This is a genomic window from Allobosea sp. GW822-FHT03F07 (assembly GCF_058801345.1).
Window position 1 is genome coordinate 1,284,139 of sequence record NZ_JBXAND010000001.1, and the last position, 26,310, is coordinate 1,310,448.

26 protein-coding genes are annotated in these 26,310 nt (G+C 67.6%); 19 read left to right on the plus strand and 7 right to left on the minus strand.

The genetic code is table 11. From position 1 onward, the window contains the following. The first annotated feature begins 64 nt into the window (after positions 1–64). Positions 65–751, plus strand: a complete 687-nt coding sequence (locus AC1RMY_RS06165; RefSeq protein ID WP_492863072.1) for a GntR family transcriptional regulator — start codon at positions 65–67, stop codon at positions 749–751. Between the two features lie 173 nt (positions 752–924). Here AC1RMY_RS06165 and atzF read toward each other — a convergent pair whose 3' ends face one another. Beyond that, complete coding sequence (gene atzF, locus AC1RMY_RS06170; protein WP_492863568.1) at positions 925–2,724, minus strand: allophanate hydrolase; 1,800 nt, start codon at positions 2,722–2,724, stop codon at positions 925–927. A 270-nt stretch (positions 2,725–2,994) separates the two neighbouring features. Between atzF and AC1RMY_RS06175 the strand changes: the two genes are divergently transcribed. The 4 genes from AC1RMY_RS06175 to AC1RMY_RS06190 are packed head-to-tail and all read left to right on the plus strand — an operon-like array spanning position 2,995 to position 6,929. Next, positions 2,995–3,681 (plus strand): cysteine hydrolase family protein, encoded by a 687-nt coding sequence (locus AC1RMY_RS06175; RefSeq protein WP_492863073.1) that lies wholly within the window; start codon positions 2,995–2,997, stop codon positions 3,679–3,681. A 19-nt stretch (positions 3,682–3,700) separates the two neighbouring features. Continuing rightward, the gene (locus AC1RMY_RS06180; protein WP_492863074.1) at positions 3,701–5,314 is read left to right on the plus strand and encodes a regulator; all 1,614 of its coding nucleotides are present in this window, start codon (positions 3,701–3,703) and stop codon (positions 5,312–5,314) included. Further along, a complete protein-coding gene (locus AC1RMY_RS06185) occupies positions 5,311–5,538 on the plus strand; it encodes a DUF4089 domain-containing protein (protein WP_492863075.1) in 228 nt (75 codons plus the stop codon). The genes AC1RMY_RS06180 and AC1RMY_RS06185 overlap by 4 nt, the downstream gene beginning before the upstream one ends. Further along, entirely contained in the window at positions 5,535–6,929 is a 1,395-nt protein-coding gene (locus AC1RMY_RS06190) for an AtzE family amidohydrolase (protein WP_492863076.1), read from the plus strand. Before AC1RMY_RS06185 ends, AC1RMY_RS06190 begins: the two co-directional genes overlap by 4 nt. Positions 6,930–7,108: 179 nt before the next feature. Here AC1RMY_RS06190 and mbfA read toward each other — a convergent pair whose 3' ends face one another. Continuing rightward, on the minus strand, positions 7,109–8,101 hold the full coding sequence (gene mbfA / locus AC1RMY_RS06195) for an iron exporter MbfA (RefSeq protein WP_492863077.1): 993 nt from the start codon (positions 8,099–8,101) through the stop codon (positions 7,109–7,111). Between the two features lie 146 nt (positions 8,102–8,247). Next, the gene (locus AC1RMY_RS06200; protein ID WP_492863078.1) at positions 8,248–8,994 is read right to left on the minus strand and encodes a superoxide dismutase; all 747 of its coding nucleotides are present in this window, start codon (positions 8,992–8,994) and stop codon (positions 8,248–8,250) included. A gap of 262 nt (positions 8,995–9,256) precedes the next feature. On the opposite strand from AC1RMY_RS06200, the gene AC1RMY_RS06205 reads away from it, so the two are divergent. The 14 genes from AC1RMY_RS06205 to AC1RMY_RS06270 all read left to right on the plus strand — a co-directional run bounded on the left by AC1RMY_RS06205 (position 9,257) and on the right by AC1RMY_RS06270 (position 22,354). After that, the gene (locus AC1RMY_RS06205; RefSeq protein WP_492863079.1) at positions 9,257–10,735 is read left to right on the plus strand and encodes a methyl-accepting chemotaxis protein; all 1,479 of its coding nucleotides are present in this window, start codon (positions 9,257–9,259) and stop codon (positions 10,733–10,735) included. Positions 10,736–10,827: 92 nt separating this feature from the next. Further along, the gene (locus tag AC1RMY_RS06210; protein WP_492863080.1) at positions 10,828–11,262 is read left to right on the plus strand and encodes a response regulator; all 435 of its coding nucleotides are present in this window, start codon (positions 10,828–10,830) and stop codon (positions 11,260–11,262) included. 175 nt (positions 11,263–11,437) lie between these two features. Next, entirely contained in the window at positions 11,438–11,752 is a 315-nt protein-coding gene (locus tag AC1RMY_RS06215; protein WP_492863081.1) for an STAS domain-containing protein, read from the plus strand. A gap of 5 nt (positions 11,753–11,757) precedes the next feature. After that, positions 11,758–12,117 (plus strand): response regulator, encoded by a 360-nt coding sequence (locus AC1RMY_RS06220; protein ID WP_054210774.1) that lies wholly within the window; start codon positions 11,758–11,760, stop codon positions 12,115–12,117. A 9-nt stretch (positions 12,118–12,126) separates the two neighbouring features. Then, entirely contained in the window at positions 12,127–14,484 is a 2,358-nt protein-coding gene (locus AC1RMY_RS06225) for a chemotaxis protein CheA (protein WP_492863083.1), read from the plus strand. Next, complete coding sequence (locus AC1RMY_RS06230; RefSeq protein ID WP_492863084.1) at positions 14,481–14,993, plus strand: chemotaxis protein CheW; 513 nt, start codon at positions 14,481–14,483, stop codon at positions 14,991–14,993. Before AC1RMY_RS06225 ends, AC1RMY_RS06230 begins: the two co-directional genes overlap by 4 nt. A 71-nt stretch (positions 14,994–15,064) precedes the next feature. Next, positions 15,065–17,002, plus strand: a complete 1,938-nt coding sequence (locus AC1RMY_RS06235; RefSeq protein WP_492863085.1) for a methyl-accepting chemotaxis protein — start codon at positions 15,065–15,067, stop codon at positions 17,000–17,002. A gap of 5 nt (positions 17,003–17,007) precedes the next feature. Further along, a complete protein-coding gene (locus AC1RMY_RS06240) occupies positions 17,008–17,874 on the plus strand; it encodes a CheR family methyltransferase (RefSeq protein WP_492863086.1) in 867 nt (288 codons plus the stop codon). Beyond that, entirely contained in the window at positions 17,871–18,464 is a 594-nt protein-coding gene (locus AC1RMY_RS06245) for a chemoreceptor glutamine deamidase CheD (protein ID WP_492863087.1), read from the plus strand. Before AC1RMY_RS06240 ends, AC1RMY_RS06245 begins: the two co-directional genes overlap by 4 nt. Before the next feature lie 5 nt (positions 18,465–18,469). Then, positions 18,470–19,552, plus strand: coding sequence for a chemotaxis-specific protein-glutamate methyltransferase CheB (gene cheB, locus AC1RMY_RS06250; RefSeq protein WP_492863088.1), 1,083 nt, complete (start codon positions 18,470–18,472; stop codon positions 19,550–19,552). Between the two features lie 10 nt (positions 19,553–19,562). Then, entirely contained in the window at positions 19,563–19,952 is a 390-nt protein-coding gene (locus tag AC1RMY_RS06255; protein WP_492863089.1) for a response regulator, read from the plus strand. Positions 19,953–20,119: 167 nt separating this feature from the next. Then, a complete protein-coding gene (locus tag AC1RMY_RS06260) occupies positions 20,120–20,689 on the plus strand; it encodes a glutathione peroxidase (protein WP_492863090.1) in 570 nt (189 codons plus the stop codon). 100 nt (positions 20,690–20,789) lie between these two features. After that, positions 20,790–21,719 carry an N-carbamoyl-D-amino-acid hydrolase gene (locus AC1RMY_RS06265; protein ID WP_492863091.1) on the plus strand — a complete coding sequence of 310 codons (930 nt, stop codon included), beginning with the start codon at positions 20,790–20,792 and terminating at the stop codon, positions 21,717–21,719. Further along, a complete protein-coding gene (locus tag AC1RMY_RS06270; RefSeq protein WP_492863092.1) occupies positions 21,716–22,354 on the plus strand; it encodes a flavin reductase family protein in 639 nt (212 codons plus the stop codon). Before AC1RMY_RS06265 ends, AC1RMY_RS06270 begins: the two co-directional genes overlap by 4 nt. 157 nt (positions 22,355–22,511) lie before the next feature. Here AC1RMY_RS06270 and mog read toward each other — a convergent pair whose 3' ends face one another. The 4 genes from mog to fliK all read right to left on the minus strand — a co-directional run bounded on the left by mog (position 22,512) and on the right by fliK (position 26,110). Continuing rightward, positions 22,512–23,057, minus strand: a complete 546-nt coding sequence (mog, locus tag AC1RMY_RS06275; RefSeq protein ID WP_492863093.1) for a molybdopterin adenylyltransferase — start codon at positions 23,055–23,057, stop codon at positions 22,512–22,514. A gap of 76 nt (positions 23,058–23,133) precedes the next feature. Continuing rightward, complete coding sequence (locus AC1RMY_RS06280) at positions 23,134–24,264, minus strand: GNAT family N-acetyltransferase (RefSeq protein ID WP_492863094.1); 1,131 nt, start codon at positions 24,262–24,264, stop codon at positions 23,134–23,136. Continuing rightward, on the minus strand, positions 24,261–24,566 hold the full coding sequence (locus AC1RMY_RS06285) for an EscU/YscU/HrcU family type III secretion system export apparatus switch protein (RefSeq protein ID WP_492863095.1): 306 nt from the start codon (positions 24,564–24,566) through the stop codon (positions 24,261–24,263). The genes AC1RMY_RS06280 and AC1RMY_RS06285 overlap by 4 nt, the downstream gene beginning before the upstream one ends. Beyond that, positions 24,563–26,110 (minus strand): flagellar hook-length control protein FliK, encoded by a 1,548-nt coding sequence (fliK, locus tag AC1RMY_RS06290; RefSeq protein ID WP_492863096.1) that lies wholly within the window; start codon positions 26,108–26,110, stop codon positions 24,563–24,565. Before fliK ends, AC1RMY_RS06285 begins: the two co-directional genes overlap by 4 nt. Between the last annotated feature and the right edge of the window lie 200 nt (positions 26,111–26,310).

Genomic DNA, 26,310 nt, shown 5'->3' on the forward strand with positions numbered 1-26,310 from the left:
CGATGATCCCGCCGCCGCTGCCTGCGGACCTGGCGCGCATCCAACCAGCCGAGATCATGCCTCCATGCTGCGCCACGCCGCCATCCCCAGGACGCCCAAGCCGGTCGCGGCGCCGTTGACGCGCACCGAGACGCTGCGTTTGCAGATCGCCGACGAGATCGTTTCGGGCGTACTCGAGCCGGGTACCCCACTCGACGAGCAGGAACTGGCGGCGCGGTTCGGCGTGTCGCGCACCCCGGTGCGCGAGGCGATCCGCCAGCTTTCGGCTTCGGGACTGGTCAGCGTGCGGCCGCATCGCGGGGCGGTCGTCGCGCTGCCGACGCCTGCCCAGCTCAACGACATGTTCGAGGCCATGGCCGAGCTGGAGGCGCTTTGCGCCGGGCTCGCTGCCCGCAGCATGACCGTCCCCGAGCGGCGCGGGCTCGAGGCCCTGCATGGCGAGCTGCGGCTCCTGGTGCAGGAGGGCGATCCGGTAAGGTACCACGAGAAGAACGAGGCTTTTCACGCCGCGATCTATGCAGGCTCGCATAACGGCTATCTGGCCGAGCTGACCCTGATGACGCGAACGCGCGTCGCGCCGTTCCGCCGCGCCCAGTTCCGCGCCACGGGCCGGCTCGGCGGCTCCTATCAGGAGCACGACCTGATCGTCGAGGCGATCCTGCGCGGCGACCAGGCGGGCGCCAGCGAGGCGATGCGCGCCCATATCGGCATCGTCAGGGACGCGTTCCGGAGTTATGCCGAGACGCGGTGAGAAATACCTCGGCTGGACTACAACGCGCCGTCATCCGGACGAAGCGAAGCGGAGATCCGGGATCCATTCCGGAGCCTTTGTCGGATGCGCTCCGGCGTGAATCCCGGATCGGCGCGGCTGCGCCGCTTGTCCGGGATGACGCCGCGGGTGTTACGTGGCGTTACATCAAGCATTCAACCCGTGCTCGTCTGTGCCGCCACAAAAGCTCGCCAGCCGCCGAATTGCGTCACGTCGCGGGCGGCTTCCGTCGCGATTGTCTCGCAGAGGAAACCCTTGACGCGCGTGCCGTCGGCCAGCGCCAGCGTGCCGATGCCGAGCGGGGAGGGGATGCCGGCGACGAAGCGGCCGAAGCCCTCCGGCGGCAGCGACCAGACTTCGAGCGCGATCGCCGCACCGCCCTCTCCGACGCGGACCAGGCCCGGCCGCGCCGGGGGGCCGCCAGGCAGTGCGAAGAGGCGATAATCCGGGGTCGTCGCGGTAGCGCGCAGGAAGGTTCCCCCGAGGCGCGTCAGTTCGCCGTTCAGCGGCATGCCTGAGAGATGCGCGCCGACGACCGCGATCTCGATCGCGTCCGGGGTTGCCCTGACCGGCAAGGGGGCGGAGGACGGGTATGGCAGGCCGGTCGCACCCAAAGGCAGGCCGGCGGCCTCATGCAGGGCGCGGCCGAGACCGGCGAGGACCGCGTCGTGGCCGGAGGGCGCGATCAGCGTGACGCCGGCCGCCGTGCCATCCGCTGCCAGGCTGACCGGGATGGCCAGGGCGCACATGTCGAGCAGATTGACGAAATTGGTGTAGCGGCCGAGCAACGAGTTCGCGCCGATCGGGTCGGCGGCCATCTCGCTGAGCGTGACGGGCCGCGGCGCGGTCGGGACCATCAGCGCATCGACGCCCTTGAGCGCGGCCTTGGCCGTCAACGCCAGTTCGGCGACGCGATAGCGCGCGGCGAAGGTCTCGGCGGCGTCGGGCAGGGGCTTGCCGGCGATGACGGTGCGGATCACCGGCAGGATCGCTTCGGGATCCCTCGCGAGCAGGTCGCGGATCGCCAGGAAGCGCTCGGCCACCCACGGGCCTTCATAAAGCAGCCGCGCGGTCTCGTAGAGGGGTGCCATGTCGAGCGAGGCGATCTCCGCGCCGAGCGCCAGCGCGCGTTCCACCGCCAGGGCGAAGCTTTCCTTCGCATCGGCATCGCCGGCGAAGTCGAGATCCTCCGGGCGGGGGACTGCGATGCGGAGTTTCGACGGCACAGTGCCGGGCTGGCCAAGCGGGACGGGCCGGGAGAACGGGTCGGTCGCGTCCGGGCCGGCTATCACGTCGAGCACGGCCCAGGCGTCCTCCACCGTCAGGGCAAAGACCGAGACGCAATCGAGCGTGCGGCAGGCCGGTACGACGCCCGACGTCGGAACGAGGCCGAGGCTGGGCTTCAGGCCGACGAGGTTCTGCAGGCCGGCGGGGACGCGGCCTGAGCCGGCCGTGTCGGTGCCGAGGGCGACGGGGACGATCCCGGCAGCGACGACGCTGGCGGAGCCGGAGCTGGAGCCGCCGGGGACGAGATCGGCGCGCAGCGTGTTGAGCGGCACGCCATAGGGCGAGCGCGTGCCGTTCAGCCCGGTGGCGAACTGGTCGAGATTGGTCTTGCCGATGATGATCGCGCCCGCCGCCCGCAGGCGCGCGACCGCGCTCGAATCCTGTTGCGGATCATAGGCGAAGGCCGGGCAGGCGGCCGTGGTCGGCAAACCTGCGACGTCGATATTGTCCTTCACCGCTACGGGTACGCCCCAGAGCTTTCGCCCGAGCGGTCCTTCCGCCTGCAGCCGCTCGGCCTGCGCCAGCACCTCGGCTTCCGGCCGCAAGGCGATGAAGATCGCCGCATCGCCATGAGCGCGGTGACGGGCATAGCAGGCCGCGATCGTCTGCGGGATGGTGGTGCGGCCGTCCAGATGGTCGGCGAGGAGGCTGGTCAACGTCGGCACAATGCCCTCTCAATCAATATGCCCATATCAAAGGCATAACTCTTCATCATGCATACAAGGATTATGCAATCGGCGCCCGGTAGTGCTCCCTGGCGTGTGGCGATGCGATGTGGCGTTCGGGAGCTAAGATTTCGATTCCGGACGATTCCATTGCGATCCCAAAGGCCTGGCATGCACTTCTGAGATCTCGATTCCGCGGCGGTCGCGTGACTCGCTCTCAGGCACGGCCCTTGCAAAGCCCGTTCCGTTCGTCCGCGATCGGGAGCGCCTGCCGTGAGCCGCTTCGAGATTCCAGCCCAGCCCTTTCCGCTCAGCGTCGATTTCGCACGCACGGCGCTGGTCATCATCGACATGCAGCGCGACTTCCTGGAGCCAGGCGGCTTCGGCGCGGCGCTGGGCAACGATGTCTCGCGACTGGTTACGGCAGTCGAGCCCTGCCGGGCCGTTCTGGCCGCGGCGCGTGCCGCCGGGACGCTGGTGATCCACACCCGCGAAGGCCATCGTCCCGACCTGTCGGACGCGCCGCCGGCCAAGGTCCTGCGCGGTCCCGCCGACAAGCGCATCGGCGCTTGCGGACCGATGGGGCGCATCCTGATCCGGGGCGAGGCCGGCCACGACATCATCCCGGCGCTCGCACCGCTGCCTGACGAGCCGGTGATCGACAAGCCGGGCAAGGGCGCCTTCTACCAGACCGATCTCGACCTGATGCTGCGTAATCGCGGCATCGAGACTCTGATGGTGACCGGCGTCACCACCGAGGTCTGCGTCCACACTACCGTGCGCGAGGCGAACGACCGCGGCTATCGCTGCCTCGTGCTGGGCGATGCCTGCGCTTCCTATTTCCCGGAGTTCCATGAGGTCGGCCTGCGGATGATCGCGGCGCAGGGGGGAATCTTCGGTTGGGTTTCGACGACGGGTGAGGTGCTGGCGGCGCTCGCCGCCACGGAGCGGGCCGCCTGAGCGCGGCGAGGGAGGGGACATGGCGACGACCACGACGGCTGCGACGACCTCGCCGAAACTCTGGACGCCAGGCGACTGGAACGCCCTGTTCGGCTTCGGGACGAACATCCTGGTCAACCTGCTGGTGCTGACCGGCCTGTTGCAATTCGTGTTGAAAATGCCGAGCGCAATCGTCTTCGGGCGCATCCTGCCGGCGCTCGGGCTGATGATGTTCCTATCGACCGGCTATTACGCCTATCTCGCCTGGAAGCTGGCGAAGGAGACCGGGCGCGACGATGTCTGCGCGCTGCCGTCGGGCATCAGCGTGCCGCATATGTTCGTCGTCACCTTCGTCATCATGCTGCCGATCGCGACGATGACAGGCGATCCGATCAAGGGCTGGGAGGCGGGCCTCGTCTGGGTGTTCTTCCAGAGCTTCATCCTGATGGCCGGCGGTTTCATCGCGCCCTATATCCGCAAGATCACGCCGCGTGCGGCGCTGCTCGGCACGCTGGCCGGCGTCTCGATCGCCTTCATCTCGATGCGGCCGGCGCTGGAGATCTTCCTGACGCCCGCGATCGGGCTCACCTGCCTCGCGATCATCCTGGTGAGCTGGTTCGGCGGGGTGCGCTATCCGCGCGGCATTCCGGCCGGGCTCGTGGCGATAGCCTTCGGCATGGTCATCGCATGGGGGGCGGCGCTGCTCGGGCTCGATGTGGGCGGGTTGTCGCTGGCCAAGCTCGGGGCGGCGTTCTCGACCTTCGGCTTCTCACTGCCGCTCCCGGCCTTCGACCACGTCTTCTCGGGCTTCAGCTATCTCGGGATTATCCTCGTCACGGCGATCCCCTTCGGCATCTACGATCTCGTCGAAGCCATGGACAATGTCGAGAGCGCGGAAGCGGCCGGCGACCATTACCCGACGACGCGGGTGCTGACGGCCGATGGCGTGGTGTCGCTGATCAGCTGCCTGATGGGCAACCCCTTCATCAACGCAGTCTATATCGGCCATCCCGGCTGGAAGGCGATGGGCGGACGGATCGGCTATTCGGCTGCGACCGGGCTGATCGTGATCGTGCTGTGCTGGTTCGGTATCATCGCGCTCTTGCTGGCACTGATCCCGATCGTCGCGATCTCGCCGATCCTGCTCTATATCGGCATGCTGATCGGGGCGCAGGCCTTCCAGACCACGCCGGCCAGCCATGCGCCGGCCATCGTGCTGGCGATCACGCCGCATCTCGCCGCCTGGGCCAAGGTGCTGATCGATGGCGCGCTCGGCGCGGCCGGGACCAATGCGGCGGCCGTCGGCATCGACAAGATGGCCAATATGGGCGTGCTCTATCACGGGCTCGAACTGATGGGCGGCGGTGCGATCCTCTCCGGCCTCGTGCTTGGCGCCATCGCCGTCTTCGTGATCGAGAAGCAGTTCATGCAAGCCGCGGCCTTCGCGGCAGCCGGTGCTGTCCTGACCTATTTCGGGCTGATGCATGGCGAGGCGATCGGCATCGGCAAGGGGCTCGGCGTCACGCCATCGATCAGCCTGGCCTACGCCATGGTCGCGGGCTTCCTCTACTACTGTGCCAAATCTTTGGCGGGAGAGACGGCCGGCAAGACGATGACGACCGAGCCGCATGCCAAGCTGGAGCCGGCCGAATGAGCAAACCCGATGCGGGGGGTGGCTTCGATGCCGCCCGCCATCTCGATGCGATGGCGCCGGCGCTCGGCCTGACGATCACCACGGAGCAGCGGCCGGCCGTGCTGCAGTTCCTCGCCATCGCGCATGGCATGTCCGAGATCGTGCGCAAGGCGCCGCTCGATCCAGCCTCGCTCGAACTCGCGCCCGTCTTTCGGCCGGCCGCTGCGCGCGGAGAAGCCTTGTGAGCTTCGATGTCTTTACGCCGGCTCATCGGATCGCGGCGGAGATCAGGGATGGCGGGGTTTCCGCCGAGACGGTTGCAACGGCCTTTCTTGCCCGCATCGACAAGGTCAATCCGGTCGTCAACGCCTTTACGGATGTGACGGCGGAACGCGCGCTGGAGCAGGCGCGCGGCATCGACAAGGCTCGCTCTGCCGGCCAGACGCTCGGCCCGCTCGCCGGCGTGCCCTTCGCTGCCAAGAACCTCTTCGACATCACGGGGCTGCCGACCAAGGCAGGCTCGAAGATCAACCGCGAGCGTCCGCCTGCCGCGCGCGACGCGGTGCTGATCGAGCGCCTGACGGCGGCCGGCGCGGTGTTGCTCGGCGGGCTCAACATGGGCGAATACGCCTATGACTTCACCGGCGAGAACGCCCATGACGGGCCGGGCCGCAATCCGCATGATCCGAGCCGGATGGCCGGGGGGTCATCCTCGGGGTCGGGCGCGGCGACGGCAGCGGGGCTCGCTCCGATCTCGCTCGGCTCGGACACCAATGGTTCGATCCGGGTGCCGAGTTCGCTCTGCGGCGTGTTCGGGCTCAAGCCCACCTATGGCCGGCTGCCGCGCACGCGCAGCTTTCCGTTCTGCGACTCGCTCGACCATCTCGGGCCCTTCGCGCGGCACGTCACCGATCTGGCGATAGCCTACGACCTGATGCAGGGCGCCGACCCCGAGGATCCCCACTGCGCACAGCGGCCGGTGGACCGGGTGCGGCCGGCGCTGGAGCTCGGGCTCGACGGTCTCCGGATCGCAGTGGCCGGCGGGCATTTCGCGACGGACGGCATGCCGGAGGCCGCCGCGGCCGTCGCCGCGGTGGCGCAGGCGCTGGGCACGAGGCGCACGCTCGATCTGGCGGGAGCGGGCATCGCGCGCGCCGCTGCCTTCCTGATCACCAATGCCGAAAGCTCGACCTTCCATCTCGACCGGCTGCGCGAGCGGGCGAGTGATTTCGACCCCGAGACGCGCGACCGCTTCCTGGCCGGGGCGATGCTGCCCGCGGCCTGGTATGTCCAGGCGCAGCGGGCGCGGCACTGGTTCCATGACGAGATGATGAAGGTCTTCGCGGATGTCGACCTGATCATCGCGCCGGCGACGCCCTGTCCCGCTCCGCTGGTCGGGCAGAAGGTTCTGGAACTGCGCGGCGAGAGCGTGCCGCTGCGGCCCAATCTCGGCCTGTTCACCCAGCCGATCTCGGCGATCGGCCTGCCGGTTGCGGCGGTGCCGGTGTTCGGGACGGGTTTGCCGATCGGCGTGCAGATCATCGCCGCGCCCTGGCGCGAGGACCTCTGCCTGCGGGCGGCCTATGTGCTGCAGCAGATGGGGGTCTGCGAGGCGAAGGCGCCGGCGCAGGGTTAGGGCGTCATTCCGGGGCGCTCCGCAGGGGCGAGCCCGGAACCCATAACCGCGGGTGGTGCGCCAATGTGCATCTTGCCGGGCCGCTTCATCCCGCATCAACGGCGGTTATGGGTTCAACGGCGGTTATGGGTTCCGGGCTCTTCGCTTCGCGAAGCCCCGGAATGACGTCGAGCGGTCGCTCACGCCCCGCCGATCAGAATTCCCGCCGCGAGCACGAGGCTTCCGCCCAGCACGATCTGGAAGGCGGCGCGCAGGAAGGGCGTCTCCATGTAGCGGTTCTGGATCCAGACGATGGCCCAGAGCTCGACGAAGACCACTATCAGCGCGATCACGGTCGCCGTCCAGAAATGCGGGATGAGATAGGGCAGGGCATGGCCGAGCCCGCCCAGGGCCGTCATCACGCCCGAAGCCAGTCCACGCTTCCAGGGGGCGCCGCGGCCCGACAGCTTGCCGTCGTCATGAGCCGCCTCGGTGAAACCCATCGAGATGCCGGCGCCGACCGAGGCGGAGAGGCCGATCAGGAAGGTGGTGCGCGGGTCCTGCGTCGCGAAGGCCGTGGCGAAGATCGGCGCCAGCGTCGAGACCGAGCCGTCCATCAGCCCGGCGAGGCCGGGCTGGACCCAGGTCAGCACGAACTGGCGCTTCGCGGCGTGGTCCTCCTCGGAACGGGTCTCGCCGTCGAGCTTTTCCTCGGTCAGGGCCTGTGCCTTCGCTTCGTGCCCGGCTTCGGCGGCTGCGAGCGAGCCCAGCAAGCTGCGCGTGTCGACGTCGGTCGAGCGGCCGGCTGCCGCGACATAGAAGTCACGCGCCTCCCGCTCCATGTCGGCGGCTTCCTCGCGGATCCGCTCCAGCCCGAGATTCTCGACCAGCCAGACGGGCTTGCGGGTGTAGAAGTCCGCGACATGCTCGCGGCGGATCGGCAGGACGACGTCGCCGAAGCGCAGCCGATAGAGCTCGAGCAGGCGCTGGCGGTGTCCGTCTTCCTCCTGCGCCATGCCGTCGAAGATCGCGGCCGAGGCGGGGTAAGCCTGCCGCAGGATCTGCGCATAGGTCGCATAGATGCGACCATCCTCCTCCTCGGATGAAATTGCGAGAGCCAGCATCTCCTTCTCGGAGAGGTCGTCGAAGCGGCGCTTGCCTCCGAGGCTCGGCAGGGAGAGGCGAGAGAGCATAGTGATACCTCTAATTTAGAATTATTCTAAATTAGAGGTTGCCGACGCGCTGCGCAAGAGGCGTGCTCATGCCGGAGACTGCCACAGCGACAAAAAATACCCGGCCTCGCGGCCGGGTATCGCAAGCTCCGTCAAAGAAGCGTCGATCAGACAGTCAACTTGCCGGCCTTGGCGGCGGCGTAGCGCTCGTTGACCTTGGCCCAGTTGACCACGTTCCACCAGCCCTTGAGGTAGTCGGCGCGGCGGTTCTGGTATTTCAGGTAATAGGCGTGCTCCCAGACGTCGTTGCCCATCAGGACCGTCTGCTTGTCCATCAGCGGGCTGTCCTGGTTCGGCTTGCTGAGCAGCGTCAGCTTGCCGGCCTTGTCGACGGTGACGAAGACCCAGCCCGAGCCGAAGACGCGCAATCCCGCCGCCTCGAAATCGGCCTTGAACTTGTCGAAGCCGCCGAGATCCTTGGTGATCGCGGCTGCGACGTCCCCGGTCGGTGCGCCGCCGGCGCCCGGCCCCATGATCTCCCAGAACATGCTGTGGTTGGCGTGGCCGCCGCCGGCATTGCGCACGGCTACGCGTACCCCTTCCGGCAGGTTGGTGATGTCGCCGAGCAGTTCGTTGATCGGCTTGGTGGCGAGCACACCATGGTCCTTGGCGGCCGTGTTCAATCCCGTGACGAACGCGGCATGGTGCCGGGTGTAGTGGATGTCCATCGTCATGGTGTCGATATGCGGCTCCAGCGCGGCGGCCTCATAGGAGCGCTTCGGCAGTGAGAAGGGACCGGTCGGGGCGGCAGGCGCGGCCGCCTGGGCCCAGACCTTCGGCGCGGCGGAGACGGCGATGGTGGCGGCACCGAAACCGAGCAGGGAGCGGCGCGAGAGAGATGTCGTGGCGATCATGGGATCCTCCAATGGCGGAATCCGATTCCGCCTTGCCCCTAGGTTATGCGGGATGGGCGCGGGCGGATGCAACGGGTATGCGACTTTCGCTTCGACAGGATGTCCTGACGGTGCGGCCTTCGTGTTCGAACGCAGTAACAGGCGGATGAAGCTATCCGGTGAGCAATCGGAAATTCGCCCGAAAGTTGCATTAACCCTCGATTTACCGCGTTTTGCTAGCGTCAGGATCGAATTACCGAGGCCCGAAAAGGACCCGCCGATCATGCATGCGCTCGCGCTGAAGGCCCCTGAGCCGGCCAATGAGGACATGCCGACCCAAGCCCTTGCCCCGACCTCTGCCGAAGCTTCCGCCGAGCGCGCCGTGCGCGAGATTGCCGAGCGCTTCGGCAAGCTCGGGGTGGAGATCACCGACATCTCCGGGCGCATCAGTGATGTGACCCGCCAGCTCGAAGGTCAGACGGACGGCCTGCATCGCGTCGTCACCGCGGTCGAACAGGTGTCCCGGGCCAACCGCTCGATCCAGCAGGCAGCCGAGGGCGCACAGACGACCGCGTCCGTCGTCCGCACTGGGCTCGAACGCGTCACCGGCGCGGTCAAACTCGGCTTGAACGCGGCACAATCGGACATCGAGGCCCTGTCGCAGGGCGCCCAGTCGATTTCTGAGGCGCTGACCCAGGCCGTTGCCGATGCCCACAAGGTGCAGGCGTCGAGCGATGCGATCCAGGCGATCGCACGCGAAATCCAATTGCTCTCGATCAATGCCGGAGTCGAGGCGGCGCGCAGCGGCGCCGCCGGGCGCGGCTTCGCGGTCATCGCGGCCGCGGTCAAGCATCTTGCCGAGCAGACCCGCGACGCCACGGCACTCAGCTCCCGGCAATTGGAGGCTCTGGTCAAGTCGGTCGATCTGCTGGCGAGCAAGAGCGACGAGAACGCCTCGACGGCGCGACGCGCCAGAGACGAGAGCCAGTCGATCTCGCAGCATCTCGGCGAACTGGACAGTTTCGGCCGATCGGTCGTCGGCCTGATCGGCGACATCGACGCGATCTCGAACCCGACACGGGAGAATGCCGTCGCCTTCGCCAAGGTCGGCGACGACCTGCGGGCGCTCGTCGAGGGCGTCGATCATTCGAACGCGAACCTCGAGCGGGCAGCGCAGCGCGGCGACGCGCTGGTGGCGATCAGCGAGGGGATTCTGGGCGCGATCGCGGCCTCCGGCGTGCGCACCGCGCAATCGGAGCTGATCGCAACTGCAATGGAGACGGCCGCCAGAATTGGCGGGCTGTTCGAGCGGGCGCTGGACAAGGGCGAGCTTAGCCTCGCCGATCTCTATGACGAGGCCTATCAGCCGATCGCCGGCACCAATCCCGTGCAGCACATGACGCGTTTCGTGACCCTGTGCGACCGCTTGTTGCCACCGATCCAGGAGGCCCTGCTGACGTCCAACCGGCGCATCGTGTTCTGCGCGGCGGTGGACCGCAACGGCTTCCTGCCGACACACAACCGCAAATACGCGCAGCCGCAGGGTTCCGATCCGGTCTGGAACAATGCGAACTGCCGCAACCGGCGCATCTTCGACGATCGCACCGGGCTGGCGGCGGCACGCAATCGAAAGCCGTTCCTGCTCCAGACCTACAGGCGGGACATGGGCGGCGGCCAGTTCCTGGTGATGGAAGACCTTTCGGCGCCGATCATGGTGAAGGGCCGGCACTGGGGCGGCTTCCGGTTCGGCCTCAGCGTCTAGCCAAACAAAGATTTGCGTTGCGTCAGTTTCAGGTCGAGTGAGTTGGCGAGCCCCGCGTCATGCATATAGCACCGTCATTCCCAAATCTGTCGGTGCTCCTGATCGACGCGAGCCCGCATTACCGGCGCATCGTGCGCACGATGCTCTATCAGGCCCAGCTCAGCCGCATCTTCGAGGCCGCGGACCTCGCCTCCGCCGCGACGATGTTCATCCAGAAGCAGCCGAACATCGTGATCCTGGATTGGGATCTGCCCGATAATGGCAGCACGAAGTGCCTGGCGTCGATCCGCTCCTTCAAGACCTCGCCCTTCGCCAAGGCCCCGGTGCTGGTCATGATGGAGCGACCCGACAGACGCTCGGTCGTGCAGGCAGCCAAGCTCGGGGCTCACGAGATCATCACCAAGCCGATCTCGCCCAATAATCTCTGGCTGCACCTCTCGGGCATCATCAATATCCCGCGCAAGTACCGGGAGGCGAACGGCAGCATCTCGCTCGTGCCCCGCGCCATCAGCAACAGCATGTTCTGAACGGTCTGCGCGCGCGACCGGCGCCCTCCCGACCGCAGGCGCGGTCGCCTGCGCGCCGCACCGTGGCAGGAGGCCATGCCGCAGCGCAACAAAAGTTGCGGTTTCCTGCCTTCGCTTCGCCCAAAACGTTGACGCATCGTCCTCCGGTTAGGGAAATTTTTACCAGTCTGCCGTGATGTTGAGTGGCGCAATCCTGGGTCGTGTCACCATGGTCATCACCGTCTCGCTCCCCACCTTTCTGGGCCGCTCCGAAGCGGCAACCTTCCGCAACCAGTTGCTCGTCGCGCTGGAGCAGAAGGAGAGCATCGCCGTCGAGTGCGCCGAGGCCGGGCCGCTGCCCAGCCTTTGGGTCCAGCTGCTGCATTCCGCCGCTGCCAGCGCCAAGGCGCGCGGGTTGTCGGTCTCGCTCAAGGCGGCGTCGGTAGAGTGCCGCGATTCCTTGCGGGCGATCGGTTTCGATCCCGCTCACAGCGCTCTCGTTCTGGAGTGATATGAATGCGCATTCTTGCCATCGACGACACCAAGACACTGCTCAGCCTGCTGAGCCTGACCTTGCGCAATGCCGGCCATGAAGTGGCGGAGGCGGAGAACGGCGAGGACGGGCTGGCGAAATTCGACCAGTTCAAGCCCGATCTCGTGATCACCGACCTCAACATGCCCCTGATGGACGGCATCGAGTTCACCCGGGCCTGCCGCGCGCGGCCCGCCGGCCAGAACACGCCAATCATCGTGCTGACGACGGAGAACGGTGCCGAAATCAAGGCCGAAGGCCGCCGCGCCGGAGCCAGCGCCTGGATGGTCAAGCCGTTCGAGCCCAACACCCTGCTCGGCCTCGTCGCCCGCTACCAGAACTGAGGCTGCTCTATGGATCCGTTGGCCGAACTCAAGCAGACCTTCTTCCAGGAGTGCGAAGAGCTTCTGGGAGCGCTCGAACAGCGCCTCCAGGCGCTGGATGAAGGCTCGACCGATCCCGAGGACGTCAACGCCGCCTTCCGGGCGATCCACTCCATCAAGGGCGGCGCGGGCGCCTTCGGCTGCACCGAACTCGTCTCCTTCGCGCATGTGTTCGAGGCCTCGCTCGACCATCTGCGCTCCGGCCGCGTCGCACTGGAGGATGCGCCCTTCGCACTCTTCCTGCGCTGTTCGGACGCGGTGGCCGATCTCGTCTCCGCCGCCCGCAACGACGAGCCCGCCCGGGCGCGCCCGGATCTTCTGGAAGCGCTGGAGCAGGTCGGCAAGCCGGCCGGCGCTGTGGCGCCCCAGCCGGCCGCGCCAGCGGCGCCGCCCGCTCCCCCTGCGCCGGCACCCGTCGCCGCCGCTCCTTCCGCACCGGCGAACGATGCTCCGCTCGGCGTCGCCGCGCTCGGCAACCTGCTCGCGATGGTCGAGGCCAAGACCGGCATGGGCGCGCCGGCCGCCGATCTCGGCTGGGACGACGCGCCGGCCGCAAAGCCTGCCTCCAGCAAGCCGGGTCGCGACGTCGTGCTGCGGATTTCGCCCGAAAGCGATCTGTTCCGCCGGGTGATCGAACCGCGCGTGGTGTTCGCCTCGCTGCCGGCCGATGACATCGTCTCGATCGTCTGCGATCTCAGCCATGTGCCGATGCTGGAGACGATCGACGTCTCCGACTGCTTCATGCGCTTCGTCGTGACGATGCGCACGGAATTGTCGATCGAGGAGATTTGCAGCCGCTTCGACTTCACCCTCGCCACAGAGGAATTCGAGATCGAGGTTCTGGCCGAGGCGGCGAACGATGATGCGCCGGTCGTGGCCCCGGTTGCCACTATTCCCGTTGCGGCTGCGGCGCCTGTATCCCCCGAGGTGCCTGGTTCGGTTGCCGCCGATCTCTCGGCCATCCTCGCCAAGCTCGGCCCCGCCCCAGTTGCGACGGCCGTGCCCGATATCCAGCCGGCAGCGCCAGCGCCCGCGGCCTCGCCGGTTCCGGCCCCGGTCGAGGCGGCTCCGCCCGCGAAGGCCGCAGCTCGCGCTCCGGCCAATGACGCTGCCGCGGCTCGCCAGCGCCAGGCCGTCAGCGTCCGTGTCGATCTCGACCGTATCGACAAGCTGATGAACCTCGTCGGCGAGATCGTCATTACCCAGTCCATGCTGGTCGAGTGCGTCCGCTCGCTGCCCTATGACGTCTATGCCAAGACCGCCGAGGGCATCCTGACGCTGTCGCGCCAGACGCGCGAGCTGCAGGACCATGTCATGGCGGTCCGCGCCCAGCCGGTGAAGGCCGTCTTCCAGCGCATGCCGCGCCTGGTGCGCGAGCTCGCCCAGACGCTCGGCAAGGAAGTGCGCCTCGTTCTCGAAGGCGAGAACACCGAGGTCGACAAGACGATCATCGAGGAACTCGCCGATCCGCTGACCCACATGATCCGCAATTCGATGGATCACGGGCTGGAGACGCCGGAAGACCGCATTGCTGCCGGAAAGCCGCCGGAAGGTACGATCAAGCTCATCGCCGAGCATCGCGCCGGCCGCATCGTGATCTCGGTCACCGACGACGGACGCGGCATCGGCCGCGACAGGCTGCTGGCGAAAGCCAAGTCGCGCGGCCTGGTCGGCGCCGACGAGAAGCTCGCTCCCGAGGAGATCGATCAGCTCATCTTCGCCGCTGGCCTGTCGACGGCTGAGGTGATCAGCGACGTCTCCGGCCGCGGCGTCGGCATGGACGTGGTGCGTCGGAACGTGGAATCGCTCGGCGGCCGCATCTCGGTCGATTCCGAGCCGGGCAGGGGCTGCAAGTTCACGCTCGCCTTGCCGCTGACGCTCGCCGTGCTCGAAGGCATGGTCATCCGCTGCGGTGACGAGCGCTACGTCATCCCGATCGCCAGCGTGATCGAGACGCAGCATCTGGCTTCGACGCCGATCGAGCACCTGACCTTTGGCCAGGAAGTGCTGCGCTGGCGCGGCGAGATCACGCCGCTGCATCGCCTGGGCGCCGTGATGGGCTCGTCGGGCACGCCCAACGAGAACATCATCATCATCGCCGAGACCGAGCGGGGCGACAATGTCGGCATCGCCGTCGACGAGATCGTCGGGCAGCAGCAGGTCGTCGTGAAGAGCCTCGAAGGCAATTACGGCACGGTCCACGGCGCCTCGGCCGCCACCATCCTGGGCGACGGACTCGTCGCGCTGATCCTCGACGTCGACTCCATGCTACGCCTCGCCGCCTCGGGCGAGCGCCACCCTGCAACCGAAATGAAACTGGCTGGATGACCATGAGCGTGCAACTCGGCGAAAAACACTTCTCGTCGGCGCAGCCGGAATCGGCAGCGCGCCGGATCGTCACCTTCAAGGTCGGTGACCGGACCTTCGGCATCGATGTCGGCATGGTTCGTGAAATCAAGGGCTGGCAGACGACGACGCCGCTGCCGCATGCGGCTCCGCATGTGCGCGGTGTGCTGAACCTGCGCGGCGTCATCCTGGCGGTCTACGACCTGCGCACCTCGATCGGGCTAGGCACCACCGATGCGACCGCGACCCACGTCATTGTCGTCGTCGACATCGAGGACAAGGTGGCGGGTCTGCTGGTCGACTCGGTCTCCGACATCGTCGACGTGCCCGTCAGCGCGGTTCGCCCGGCGCCCGATCTGGAGCGCGACGAGCATGGCCTGATCGAGGGCCTCGTGCTGCTCGACACCGATATCGTGGCACTGCTGGATCTTGCGGCGGTCATCCGTGACGGCGGCGTCGAGACCTCGGCACGGGTCGCCCGCGCGAGCTGAGTGCAAAACAAGGCCGGGCCCGAGGAGTCGCGTTGGGAAAAGCCCGGACCAGAAAAGAAACGACACCATCCATGGGCAGCGTCCCCGGTCCCTTCACGCGACTCCCCTTCGAGCTTCCGCTCCTGCTCGCCACCACAGCCCTCGTCGCGGGCGGCACGGCGGGCGGCGTTGCCTATCATGCCGCGCTGGGGCAGCTCGGAGGTACGTCCTTGCTCGCCCTGAGCGTAGCGGGCCTCGCTTTCGCCGGGCTTATGATCTGGGGTTCGGCGCGCCGCCTTCAGCATCCGATCTCCGCAATGCGTGCCGCGATGACACGGCTCGCCGCCGGCGAGGATGCGGCTGTTCCCGGCCTCGATCGCAGCGACGAGATCGGCGATCTCGCCCGCTCCCTCAAGGCGATGCATGATTCCGGCGCCGAGGCGGCCCGCATCCGGGCGGCGCTCGATGGCTGCCGAACCAATGTCATGGTCTGCGACGCCCAAGGCCATGTGGTCTACGTCAACAACTCCTTGCTGAAGTTCTTCGGCGAGGCGCAGGAAGACTTTCGCACCGCCTTCCCCGGCTGCTCCGCCAAGGACATGCTCGGCAAGGTGATGGAGAGCGTGCAGGCTCAGGCCGGATTGCGCCAGGGCCAGCAGCAGGCGATCCGCTTCGCGCTCGGCCGGCGCACCGTCTCGCTTTCGCTCTCGCCGGTGATGCACGCCGATGGCCGCAGGCTCGGCACGGCGGTCGAATGGCTGGAGCTGACCGACGAACTCGCTGCGGCGGCAGAGGTCGCCGAAATGGTGGCCGCGGCCGTCGAGGGCGATTTCTCGCGCCGGGTGCCGGTGGCGGGCAAGCCGGACGCGCTGCTGCGCATCGCCGAAGGCATGAACGAGATCAATGCGCTGGTCGAGAGCGCGGTCGGGGAATTCGCGACGGTGGCGGGCGGGCTCGCGGAGGGCGACCTGACGCGGCGCATGACCGGGACCTACCGGGGGCGCCTGGCAGAGCTAAAGTCCAGCCTGAACACGGCACTCGATCATCTGGGCGAGACCGTTGCGACGATCCAGGGCACGGCGGGCGATGTCGCACGGGCTGCGAGCGAAATCGATTCCGGCGCAGGCGATCTCGCCGGCCGGACGGAGCAGACCGCCGCCAGTCTCGAAGAGACGGCGGCGACGACTGAACAGCTCGCGGCCTCCGTCAAGCAGAGTGCCAGCCGCTCACGGGAAGCGACCGAACTCGCCAACGAGGCGATGGGCGTGGCGCAAGACGGCAAGGACGTCGTCGCCCGGGCGGTCGGAGCGATCGAGCGCATCGAGAGTTCGTCGGAGCGCATCTCCGAGATCGTCTCGGTGATCGACGACATCGCATTCCAGACCAATTTGCTGGCGCTGAATGCCGCGGTCGAGGCCGCGCGCGCGGGCGATGCGGGGCGAGGGTTTGCCGTCGTGGCCTCCGAGGTGCGGGCGCTGGCGCAGCGCTCCGGTCAGGCGGCCAAGGACATCAAGGGGCTGATCGTCAGCTCCAACGAGCAGGTCGGCGAGGGCGTGCGCTTCGTGCGCTCGACCGGCGATGCGCTGGAACGGATCGTCGCGGCGGCGGGCAAGGTCTCGACGACAGTCGCCGACATCTCGCGTGCGGCGGCCGAGCAGGCGCATGGCATCGATGAGATGAGCCGCGCCGTCGCGCATATGGACGAGACCACGCAACAGAATTCGGCCCTGGCCGAGCAGAGCGCGACCTCCGCCACCGAGCTGATGACCGAGATCGCGGCGCTGCGACGCCTCGTTGCGTTCTTCCGGGCCGATGCCTCCGTCAGCGGCGAGAGCAATTCCGCTCAGGCGCCGCTTCGCGCCGGTGTCGAGATGCTCAGGTCACAACGTCAGGCCGCGCCTGCTGCGACCCCGCGCCCGGCTTCGCGAGCCAATGAAACACGCCGGGCCGAGCCGGCACCGAAATCCTGGCAGGAGCCGCGCAGGCGCGCAGCAGGCGGCGGACGTGCCGATGACTGGGCGGAGTTCTAATGAGCATGTCGAGATCCAGCGCCGCCTTCGCCCAGCCACAACTCGCCGACGTCACGCTGACGCGCGACGATATGGGCTTCATTTCGAAGCTCGTCTACGAGCAGGCGGGCATCGTCATCCGCGAGCACAAGGAAGCGATGACGCGTGGCCGGCTGGCGCGCCGCGTCAAGGCGCTGGGCCTGAATTCCGTCGCCGAATACTGCGCCTTCCTCAAGACGCCGCAGGCCGTCGACGAGATTCCGGAACTGATCAATGCGGTGACGACCAACCACACCTCGTTCTTCCGCGAGCGGCACCATTTCGACCATCTGCGCAAGGAGGTGCTGCCGCGCCTGCTGCAGGAGCGCAGCGGGCGACGGGGCCGCATCCGGATCTGGTGTTCGGCTTCGTCATCGGGCGAGGAGCCCTACAGCATCGCGGCGGTTTCGCGTGACGTGCTCGGCACGCGCAGCGATGTCGACTTCAAGATCCTCGCCACCGACATTGACACCGACATCCTCGTGAAGGCCGAGACGGCGGTCTATTCGAGCGACCAGTTCGACCGGCTGCCCGCCGACATCAAGCCGCTGCTCAAGCTGGAGGCGCATGCCGGCAGGGGTGAGTCCCGCATCAGTGAGGATTTGCGCCGCATGATCGCATTCAAACGGCTCAATCTGATCGAGCGCTGGCCGATGAGCGGCCCGTTCGATGTGATCTTCTGCCGCAACGTCTTCATCTATTTCGACACGCAGACCAAGGCATCCATCCTCGACCGTTTCGTCACCCTGCTCGCACCCGGCGGGTTCCTCTATCTCGGCCATTCAGAATCGCTGCCCCAGCCTCACCCTCAACTGCGGCTGATTGGCCGTACGATCTATGAGAGACTGCCATGAGCGTCGCGCGTACATCCCGTCGCTATTTCGATCCCCGCTTCGAGGCGACCATCATCACGGTCGCTCCTGGCGAGCACGAGATCACCTCCGCCAAGGACGAAATCGTCGCAACCGTGCTGGGCTCCTGCATCTCGGTGTGCATGCGCGATTCTCATACTGGAGTCGGCGGCCTCAATCATTTCCTGCTGCCCAAGAACAATGGCGGTGCGGATGCCAGCGCGGGCGAGCGCTATGGCGACACGGCGATGGAAGTGCTAATCAACGGGCTGCTGAAGCGCGGCGCCAAGCGCAGCAATCTCGAGGCCAAGGTCTTCGGCGGCGCGCGCGTGCTGTCGGGTGCGACCATGCTGGCGATCGGTGACGGCAATATTGCCTTCGTGACCGAGTTCCTCAATCGCGAGGGTATTCCGACCGTGTCCAAGGATGTCGGCGGGACGCGCTCCCGGCGCATCCATTACCAGCCTGCCACGGGGCGAGCCTGGGTCCAACATGTCCAGTCGAGCCAGAAGAGCACCGAGCACGAGCAGGAAGTCGCCTATCTCAACCGCCTCAAGACCCAGCCGGTCGCCGGCGAAGTCGAAATCTGGTGACGAGCATGCCGAGCATCCCCGCAGATCCGGTTCGCGTCCTCGTCGTCGACGATTCCCTGCTGATGCAGAAACTGATGACGCAGATCATCGACGGAGCCCCGGGCTTCAAGGTGATTGGCGTCGCCGGCAGCGCCGAAGAGGGCTGGGACGCCATTCAGGCGCTACGTCCCGATGTGGTGACGCTCGACCTGGAGCTTCCCGGCCGCCATGGCCTGAAGCTCCTGGCGCGCGTCCTGAAGCAGGACCCCCTGCCGGTGCTGATCGTCTCGGCCTTTGGCGGGCCGGGCGCAGATAATACCATCCAGGCGCTCGAACTCGGCGCCATCGACTTCATCGAAAAGCCTGACGGCACGACCCATACGCTCGAAGGCTTCATGCGGCATCTGGTGGGAGCGCTGCAGCGCGCCTCGGCCAGCCGGAGGATGTTCGCGTCTCGTCGCGAGGCGGCGCCAATGCGTGTGGCGGCGCCGCGCGAGCCGGCCCGCATGGGCGGCAAGGCCTCCTTCATCGCCATCGGAGCGTCGACCGGCGGCGTGCCCGCGGTCCAGGTCGTGATGCGCGATCTCGCCCATCTGCGCCTGCCGATTGCCGTGGTGCAGCACATGCCGCCGGGCTACACGGCCAAGTTCGCCGCGAGGCTCGCGACCGCGACAGGGCTCGATGTCCGCGAGGCCAGCGATGGCGACCGGCTGAAGCCGGGGATGGCGGTGGTCGCGCCGGGCGGGCCGCGCCATCTCGAGATCGAGGAGCGTCGCGGCGAGTTCGTCTGCGTGCTCAGGGAAGGGCCGCTGGTCAGCGGGCACTCGCCTTCCGTCGACGTGATGTTCCATTCGGTCGCCCGCAGCATCGGGCCGCAGGCGGTCGGAATCCTGCTCACGGGCATGGGGCGGGATGGTGCTGAGGGTTTGTTAGCCATGCGCAAAGCTGGCGCCGAGACGTTAATCCAAAGTGGGGAAACCTGTGTGGTAAACGGGATGCCGAAAGCGGCATTCGAGATCGGAGCCGCCGACCGGGTTGTTGCGCTCGACCAGATCGGCGCTGCCGTGAGCAACCTGCTCGGCGAGCGAACGCATCTGCGCACCGCGTAAGGAGAGCGTGATGAAAGCGAGAAGCGAGTATAGGATCCTTGTGGTCGACGACCAGAAGAGCATGCGCGGACTCGCGACCTATTTCCTGAAGCAAATCGAGTTTCAGGACATCGACGAGGCCGAGAACGCGCGCGAGGCCCTGATGAAGATGCAGAGCAAGCGCTACGACTTGCTCCTGCTCGACTGGAACATGGACGGGATGAGCGGCATCGACCTGCTGCGCGCCATCCGTTCGGTGCCGGAGCTCAACCAGATCAAGATCATCATGGCGACCTCCGAGCGCTCGGTCGACAAGATGGACGAGGCGACGACGAACGGCGCCGACCACTATGTCGTGAAGCCGTATGAATTGCGCGACCTCGAAGTGCGCGTGAAAAAGGTTCTGCAGCTCAGTTCGTGAGCCGTTCTCGCCGGCCTCGCCGGCCGGATGACGCTTTCCTCCCAGGATGATCGCCCCGGGCCGGCAGGCTTCCGGGGCGCATCTGTCTTTGCATCCCGGTCGTGGAAGGGAGCATGATGCGGCATCGGGTGGGCGAAGCTCGTCCGATGACGGCGGAGGGACAGGCCATGGCAGTGCAACGTCGGGAGGTTCTTGGGTTGCTGGCGGGCGCCGGCTCTATACCGCTGCTCGGTCGCGGTGCGGGCGCCCAGGGTGTGCCCGGCGCATCGTCCTTCGTCTTTGCGCGCGCCGGAGGCGGGACGTTGTCGCTGGCGGATTACCGGGGCCGCCCGGTCCTGATCGTCAACACGGCGACGAATTGCGGCTTCGCCGGGCAGTTCGGCACGCTGGAGCAGCTCTGGCAGCGCTATCGCGAACGCGGCCTCATGTTGATCGCAGTGCCGAGCAATGATTTCGGCGGGCAGGAACCGCTGGAGGGCGCGGCGATCGCCGAAGCCGCCCGGCAGAGCCATGGCGCGACCTATCCGTTCGCCGAGAAGAGCGTGGTGAAGGGCCCGGACGCGCACCCCTTCTATCGCTGGGCGGCGACACAGCGCCCGACCGAAACGCCGCGCTGGAATTTCCACAAATACCTGATCGGCCGTTCAGGCGAACTGCTCGGGGGGTATTCCTCTGTCACCGATCCGATCGGGCCGCAGCTCGTACGCGCGATCGGGCAGGAATTGCAGGCGGGCTGAGCGCCGCCCGCATGGCTCAAGCATAGGCGGCTGGCACCGTTTTCGCTAAGCCGGTCGGGTCGTCACGCCCGTCACTGCTTTGCCTGCCGCCGAGGTTTTCATGTCCCGCATCCTGACCGTCGCCGCCGCCCAGCTCGGGCCGATCCAGAAAGCCGAGACGCGGGCCGAGGTCGTCGCCCGGATGATCGCGCTGATGGAGGAGGCCAAGGCGAAGGGCGCCGACTTCATCGTCTATCCGGAGCTGGCGCTGACGACCTTCTTCCCGCGCTGGTATCACGAGGACCGCGCCGAGGCCGATCCGTGGTTCGAGGCCGCGATGCCGAATCCGGAGGTGCAGCCGCTCTTCGACAAGGCGCGCGAATACGGCATGGGCATGAGCTTCGGCTATGCCGAGCTGACGCCGGAGGGCCGGCATTTCAACTCGTCGATCATTGTCGACAAGGCCGGCGCGATCGTCGGCAAATACCGCAAGATCCATCTGCCCGGCCATGTCGAATATGATGACAGCCGCTCGCATCAGCATCTCGAGAAGCGCTATTTCGAGCCGGGCGATCTCGGCTTCCCGGTCTGGCGGACGATGGGTGGCCTGATCGGCATGTGCATCTGCAACGACCGGCGCTGGCCGGAAACCTATCGCGTGATGGGGCTGCAGGGCGTCGAGATGGTGGTGCTCGGCTTCAACACGCCCTCGGTCAATTCGCAGAAGGGTGGCGAAGGCATCGAGCAGCGCCTGTTCCATCACAGGCTTTCGGTGCAGGCCGGCGCCTATCAGAATTCCTGCTGGGTCGTGGCCGTGGCCAAGGCCGGCGACGAGGACGGGCATCACCTGATGGGCGGGACTCTGATCGTCAATCCCGATGGCGAGATCGTCGCGGAGCTCGAGGGCGAGGCGGACGGCGTCATCGTCGTGCCTTGCGACCTCGACGCCACCCGCTTCGGCAAGGAGACGATCTTCGATTTCAAGCGTCATCGTCGGATCGAGCACTACGGCTCGATCACCTCCCAGGTCGGCGTGGTCGAGCCGGAATGAGCGCTTTCACTGCCGCGTTCGCCGATCTCGCGCCGCGCGAACGCTACAAGCTGCTTTGCGCCAGCGTGACGCCGCGCCCGATCGCGCTGGTCACCACGCTGTCGCGCGATGGTGTCGTCAATGCCGCGCCGTTCAGCTTCTTCAACGTGTTCTCGGAGGATCCGGCGCTGATCGTGCTCGGCCTCCAGCACAAGCCGGGCAACGACCCCAAGGACACCACCCGCAACATCGCAGCTGCCGGCGAGTTCGTTGTCAATCTCGTCGACGAGGCGCTGGCGGAGGCGATGAACGTCTGCGCCGTCGATTTCCCGCCCGAGGTCAGCGAGATCGATGCGGCGGGGCTTTCGCTGCTGCCGGGCGTCTCGATCTTGGTGCCGCGCATCGCGCAGGCGCCCTTCGCACTGGAATGCCGCAAGACCGTCTCGATGGCCTTCACGCCGACGCGCGAACTGCTGATCGGCGAGGTGGTGCGCATCCATGCGCGCGAAGGGCTGGTCGATCCGGCGACGCTGCGCGTCAGCATGAGCGACTACAAGCCGGTGGGGCGGATGTTCGGCGATGGCTATTCGCGCCAGGGCGACCGCTTCGACATGAAGCGCGGCAGCTATGAGGATTGGCTGGCGAAGCGGGGCTGACAACCCCATCGTTTACTCAGGCTGTCATCCCGGACAAGCGGCGTCAGCCGCGCCGATCCGGGATCCATTGCGGAACGGTTCAGGCATGGATCCCGGGTCTCCGCTTCGCTCCGCCCGGGATGACGGCGGCGGGGTCGGAGATGGCCGGCAGATCAGCTCAGCCCTTCGGCTTCTGCCCCGGCCTGAAGGCTGCGATCACGGCCGGGTCCGTCTCCAGATAGGGCCCCTCGATCAGGTCGATGCAGTAGGGGATCGCGGGCATCACGGCGTCGAGGCATTCGGCGATGGCGCGGGGCCGGCCGGGCAGGTTGACGATGAGCGAGCGGCCGCGGATGCCGGCGGTCTGGCGCGAGAGGATCGCCGTCGGGACCTTGGCGAGGCTGACCTGACGCATCAGTTCGCCGAAGCCCGGCATCGGCTTTTCGACGACGTCCTCGGTCGCTTCTGGCGTAACGTCGCGCGGCGCCGGGCCGGTGCCGCCGGTGGTGACGATCAGGCAGCAGCCCTCCTGGTCGGCGAGCTCGACCAGCGTGCGGGCGATCAGCGCGCGGTCGTCGGGGATGATGCGGGGGACGGCCGTCCAGGCCGAGGTCAGAGCCTTGTCGAAATAGGCGTGGATCGCCGGGCCGCCCTCGTCCTCATAGACGCCGGTCGAGGCACGGTCGGAGACGGTGACGATGCCGATCCTGATCGCATTGGCCATGCCGCAAGTCCCTGTCGTGATTCCGCAGCGCAGATGTGGCCGATCCGCCGTGCATCCGCCACTGAATTGTCGGGCGTCAGCGCCGTAGCCTCGCGCGGGTGCGGCGTAGGACTTGGCGCAACCGCGCGGCGGTGTCGGGCAAAGCAGGCGATGCCTGTCCCAGCCCGATCAGGGCGTTGGCCATCGGGCGGCGCTCGCCCCAGACATAGGTGCCGGCGTCGACGTCCTCCCCCGCGCCGCTGTCGAAGAAGTTCGGGGGCGTTCCGGCAAAATCGGCCTGGAGCATGGCGATAGTCAGGGCGCGGCCGGGAGAATGGCGCGCTTGCGTTTCGTCATAAGCGATCTTGAGGAAATGCCGCGTGCCGGCGCTTTCGACGAGCAGGCCCATGGCGAGGGGGTGGTCGTCGAGCAGCAGCGTGTCGATCTGCAGCGCATCGGCGGCCGCGAAATGCGCGGCGAGCGCGTCGAAATAGGCTGATGCCTGCGGTAGGCGGGCGATCGCCGTGCCGGCCTCGCCCTTCCAGCCGGCAGCCTCCAGAGCCAGGAACTCCGGCAGGGCTTGCCGTGCGGCCTCGCCACGGCGGCGTCGGAAGCTCAGCGCGCCATGTTTCGCGATGGCGCGGAACTGCTGCATGCGCTTCTTGTAGCCCTGGCCCAGGGAGCGGCGGAGATAGCGCTCGGCGTCGTCGCCCGGTTCGGGCCGCATGACCGGCCGCTGCCAGCGCTCATAGGTCGAGAGCTTGCTGCCGGTGACGCGGCAGGCTTCCTGCAAGGCTAGGAAGGATGACCCTTCCAGGGGCAGCAGCGGAAGCGCAAGCGTGCGCGGCAGATCGCCCGCGGCGAGGAGATGGCGCAGCATCGCCTGCACCACGTCGTCGGCATGGTCGCGGTCGATGACGGGTAGGGACGAGACCTCGTAGAGCGGCAGGAGCGGCGCGGTGAGAACGGGGGAGAAGCCGCTGCGCCAGTCGCGCTGCCGGCGCAGCGCCCAGAGGCCGGCGAGGCGCTCCGACCCCAGCGCCTCGCTCAGCCAGGCCGCAAGGATGACGATTCGGTCTTCGGGCACGACGACGCGCGCGGCGGCGACGGCGGCCGGTGACATATGCGGGTTGGGTTCGAGCGCACGCGCGGCCAATTCGGCGAAAGCGGGGCCATAGCCGAAATAATCGGTGGGCCGGATGCGCCTGACGATGATGCCGGTGTTCAAGAGGAGCCGCCATCCCGGCGATGACGCCGCATCTCGCCGCGCAGCGAGAGTACGAAGGCGATCACCTGCGCCGTAGCGCGATAAAGCTCTTCCGGGATCTGGTCGTCGAGCTCGACGGCCGACAGCGCCTGCGCCAGCACGGCGTTCTCCTCGATCGCGACGCCGTGCTCGCGGCCGGTCTCGACGATGCGCTGGGCCAGCTCGCCTCGGCCCTTGGCGGTGACGCGCGGCGCGCCTTGTCCGTCATATTCGAGTGCGACGGCGATCTGGCGGGGAGAGGGCCGGTCGGAGGGAGTGGTCATGACATGCGGTCGAGGAACTGGCCGGCCGTCGGCTGCGCGACGCGCGGCTGGCCGGTGTGGATGTCGATGGTGCCTTTCTCGAACTGCGCATCGGCCAGAGCCGCTTCCAGGCCGGGGGAGGCCCCACGCAGAACCCTGCTGGTTTCCTCTCGTTCGGCCCAGAGCGTGATGCCGACGCTGCGCCCCTGCAGCGTGACGACACCTTGCAGCGGCCCCATCGGCTCGACGTCGAGCGCAAAGCGGACGCGCCAGAGCGGGCCGGCTGCGCCATCGACGTCGCGGCGGGGAGGCTCCTTCTCGATCTGCAGCGGCAGTATCGCGGCGCCGTTGTGGAAGGCGAGGGGGATTTCGGTCAGCCAGCGCTGGCCGGTTTGCGCCTCTGGGCGGGGGCCTTCCGGCGGCAGCGAGGCGTATTGTGCGAGCTTGATGCGGTCGAGCGCGGCGTCGGTCTGCTCCAGCAGGGTCCCGACGATAGCGAGCGGCTTCTCGCCGGCCGCGAGGCTGGGTTCGGCGATCGGCTGCGGGATCAGCGCGCCGTCGCGCCGTGGCGGGGCGGGCCTTGCCGCCTGCTCCGGCGGCGATTGCGACAGATTGGCCTCGTCGGGCGCTTTTCCGGCCGCCTCGGCCCTCGTGGCCTGCGGCGGTGAGAGGGCTTCCAGCAGCGGAGCGAGGCTGGCGCGTAGCGCTTGCAGATTGGCCTTCAGGTCGCCGCCCGGAGGCAGCGGGCGGCCTTCGGCCTGGTGGCTTTCGAGGAAGAGGCCGGAGTTCTGAACCGCAGTCTTCAGCACGAGCGCCGTGACGGGTTTGCGGTCGACCGGGATGGCCTGGCCGAGAACGCGGTCGACGAGCGTCAGAAGCGGTTTGGGGAGCGCGACCGCGACCGAACCATCGGCGAGCGCGCGCATATTCGCCAGCAGCGGTGCGAGGCTGTCCTGTCGCGCCAGTGCCGGCCCGAGCATCGGCCCCGCCAGCGCGCGCGGCGACGATGCTTGGGCGGCGAGCGGCGCAGGGGCTGCCTGGGCCGGCTTCGTCACTCCGGGCGCAGCCGTGCCCTCCCGCAATGTGGGGGGCAGGGCCGTGGAAAGAGTTTGCGATGCGCCATTCTGTGGCAGTGCGGCAGTGAGGGTGGTGGAGGGATTTCCGGCCGCCGGTTGACTCGATGGCGTGCTGAGGGCCGCGGCCCCAGTCGCAACTGGCTGCGCCGCTGCCGTGGTCTGTGCTGGCGGTGAGGCGGGCTGCGTGACGGCGGCGGTCGGGGGGCGGACCTCGACCAATGTTGCCTTCAGGCCGGCTTCGGGGCTGTCGGGCGCGTCGAGCTTCAGGACGAGGGTGGCGCCGGGCTGCAAGGCCGCCTGCTTCGCGGCGGGGCCGGCGAGCACCAGCGCGATCGTCTCGCTGCCGACCTGTGCGGTCGCCGTGCCGTCAGCGGCCAGGGCGAGCAGGCGCGCCTCGACCGTCTTGCCCGGCACGAGCCCGCTCGCCGGCGCGAGCGCCTGCAGCAGGGTGGCCAGGGTCTGGCTCTGGACGAGCGTGGCGAGGTTCATCGGCTCCGGCCGTGAGAAAGACGCCGAATCCTGACACAAGAAGTTAAGGATTCTCTTGCGGTTGCGGTCACTCGGGCGGGCTGCAGGCAAGTGGGCGCGTGGCTTGCAGGGTGCGGCTGCGCGCGGCGTGCTGGCGCGAGGCCCGGCGCCGGGGCAGGTTCGGGGCTTGCAGGGCCCCGGTCCCGCTGTCCGATGCGATG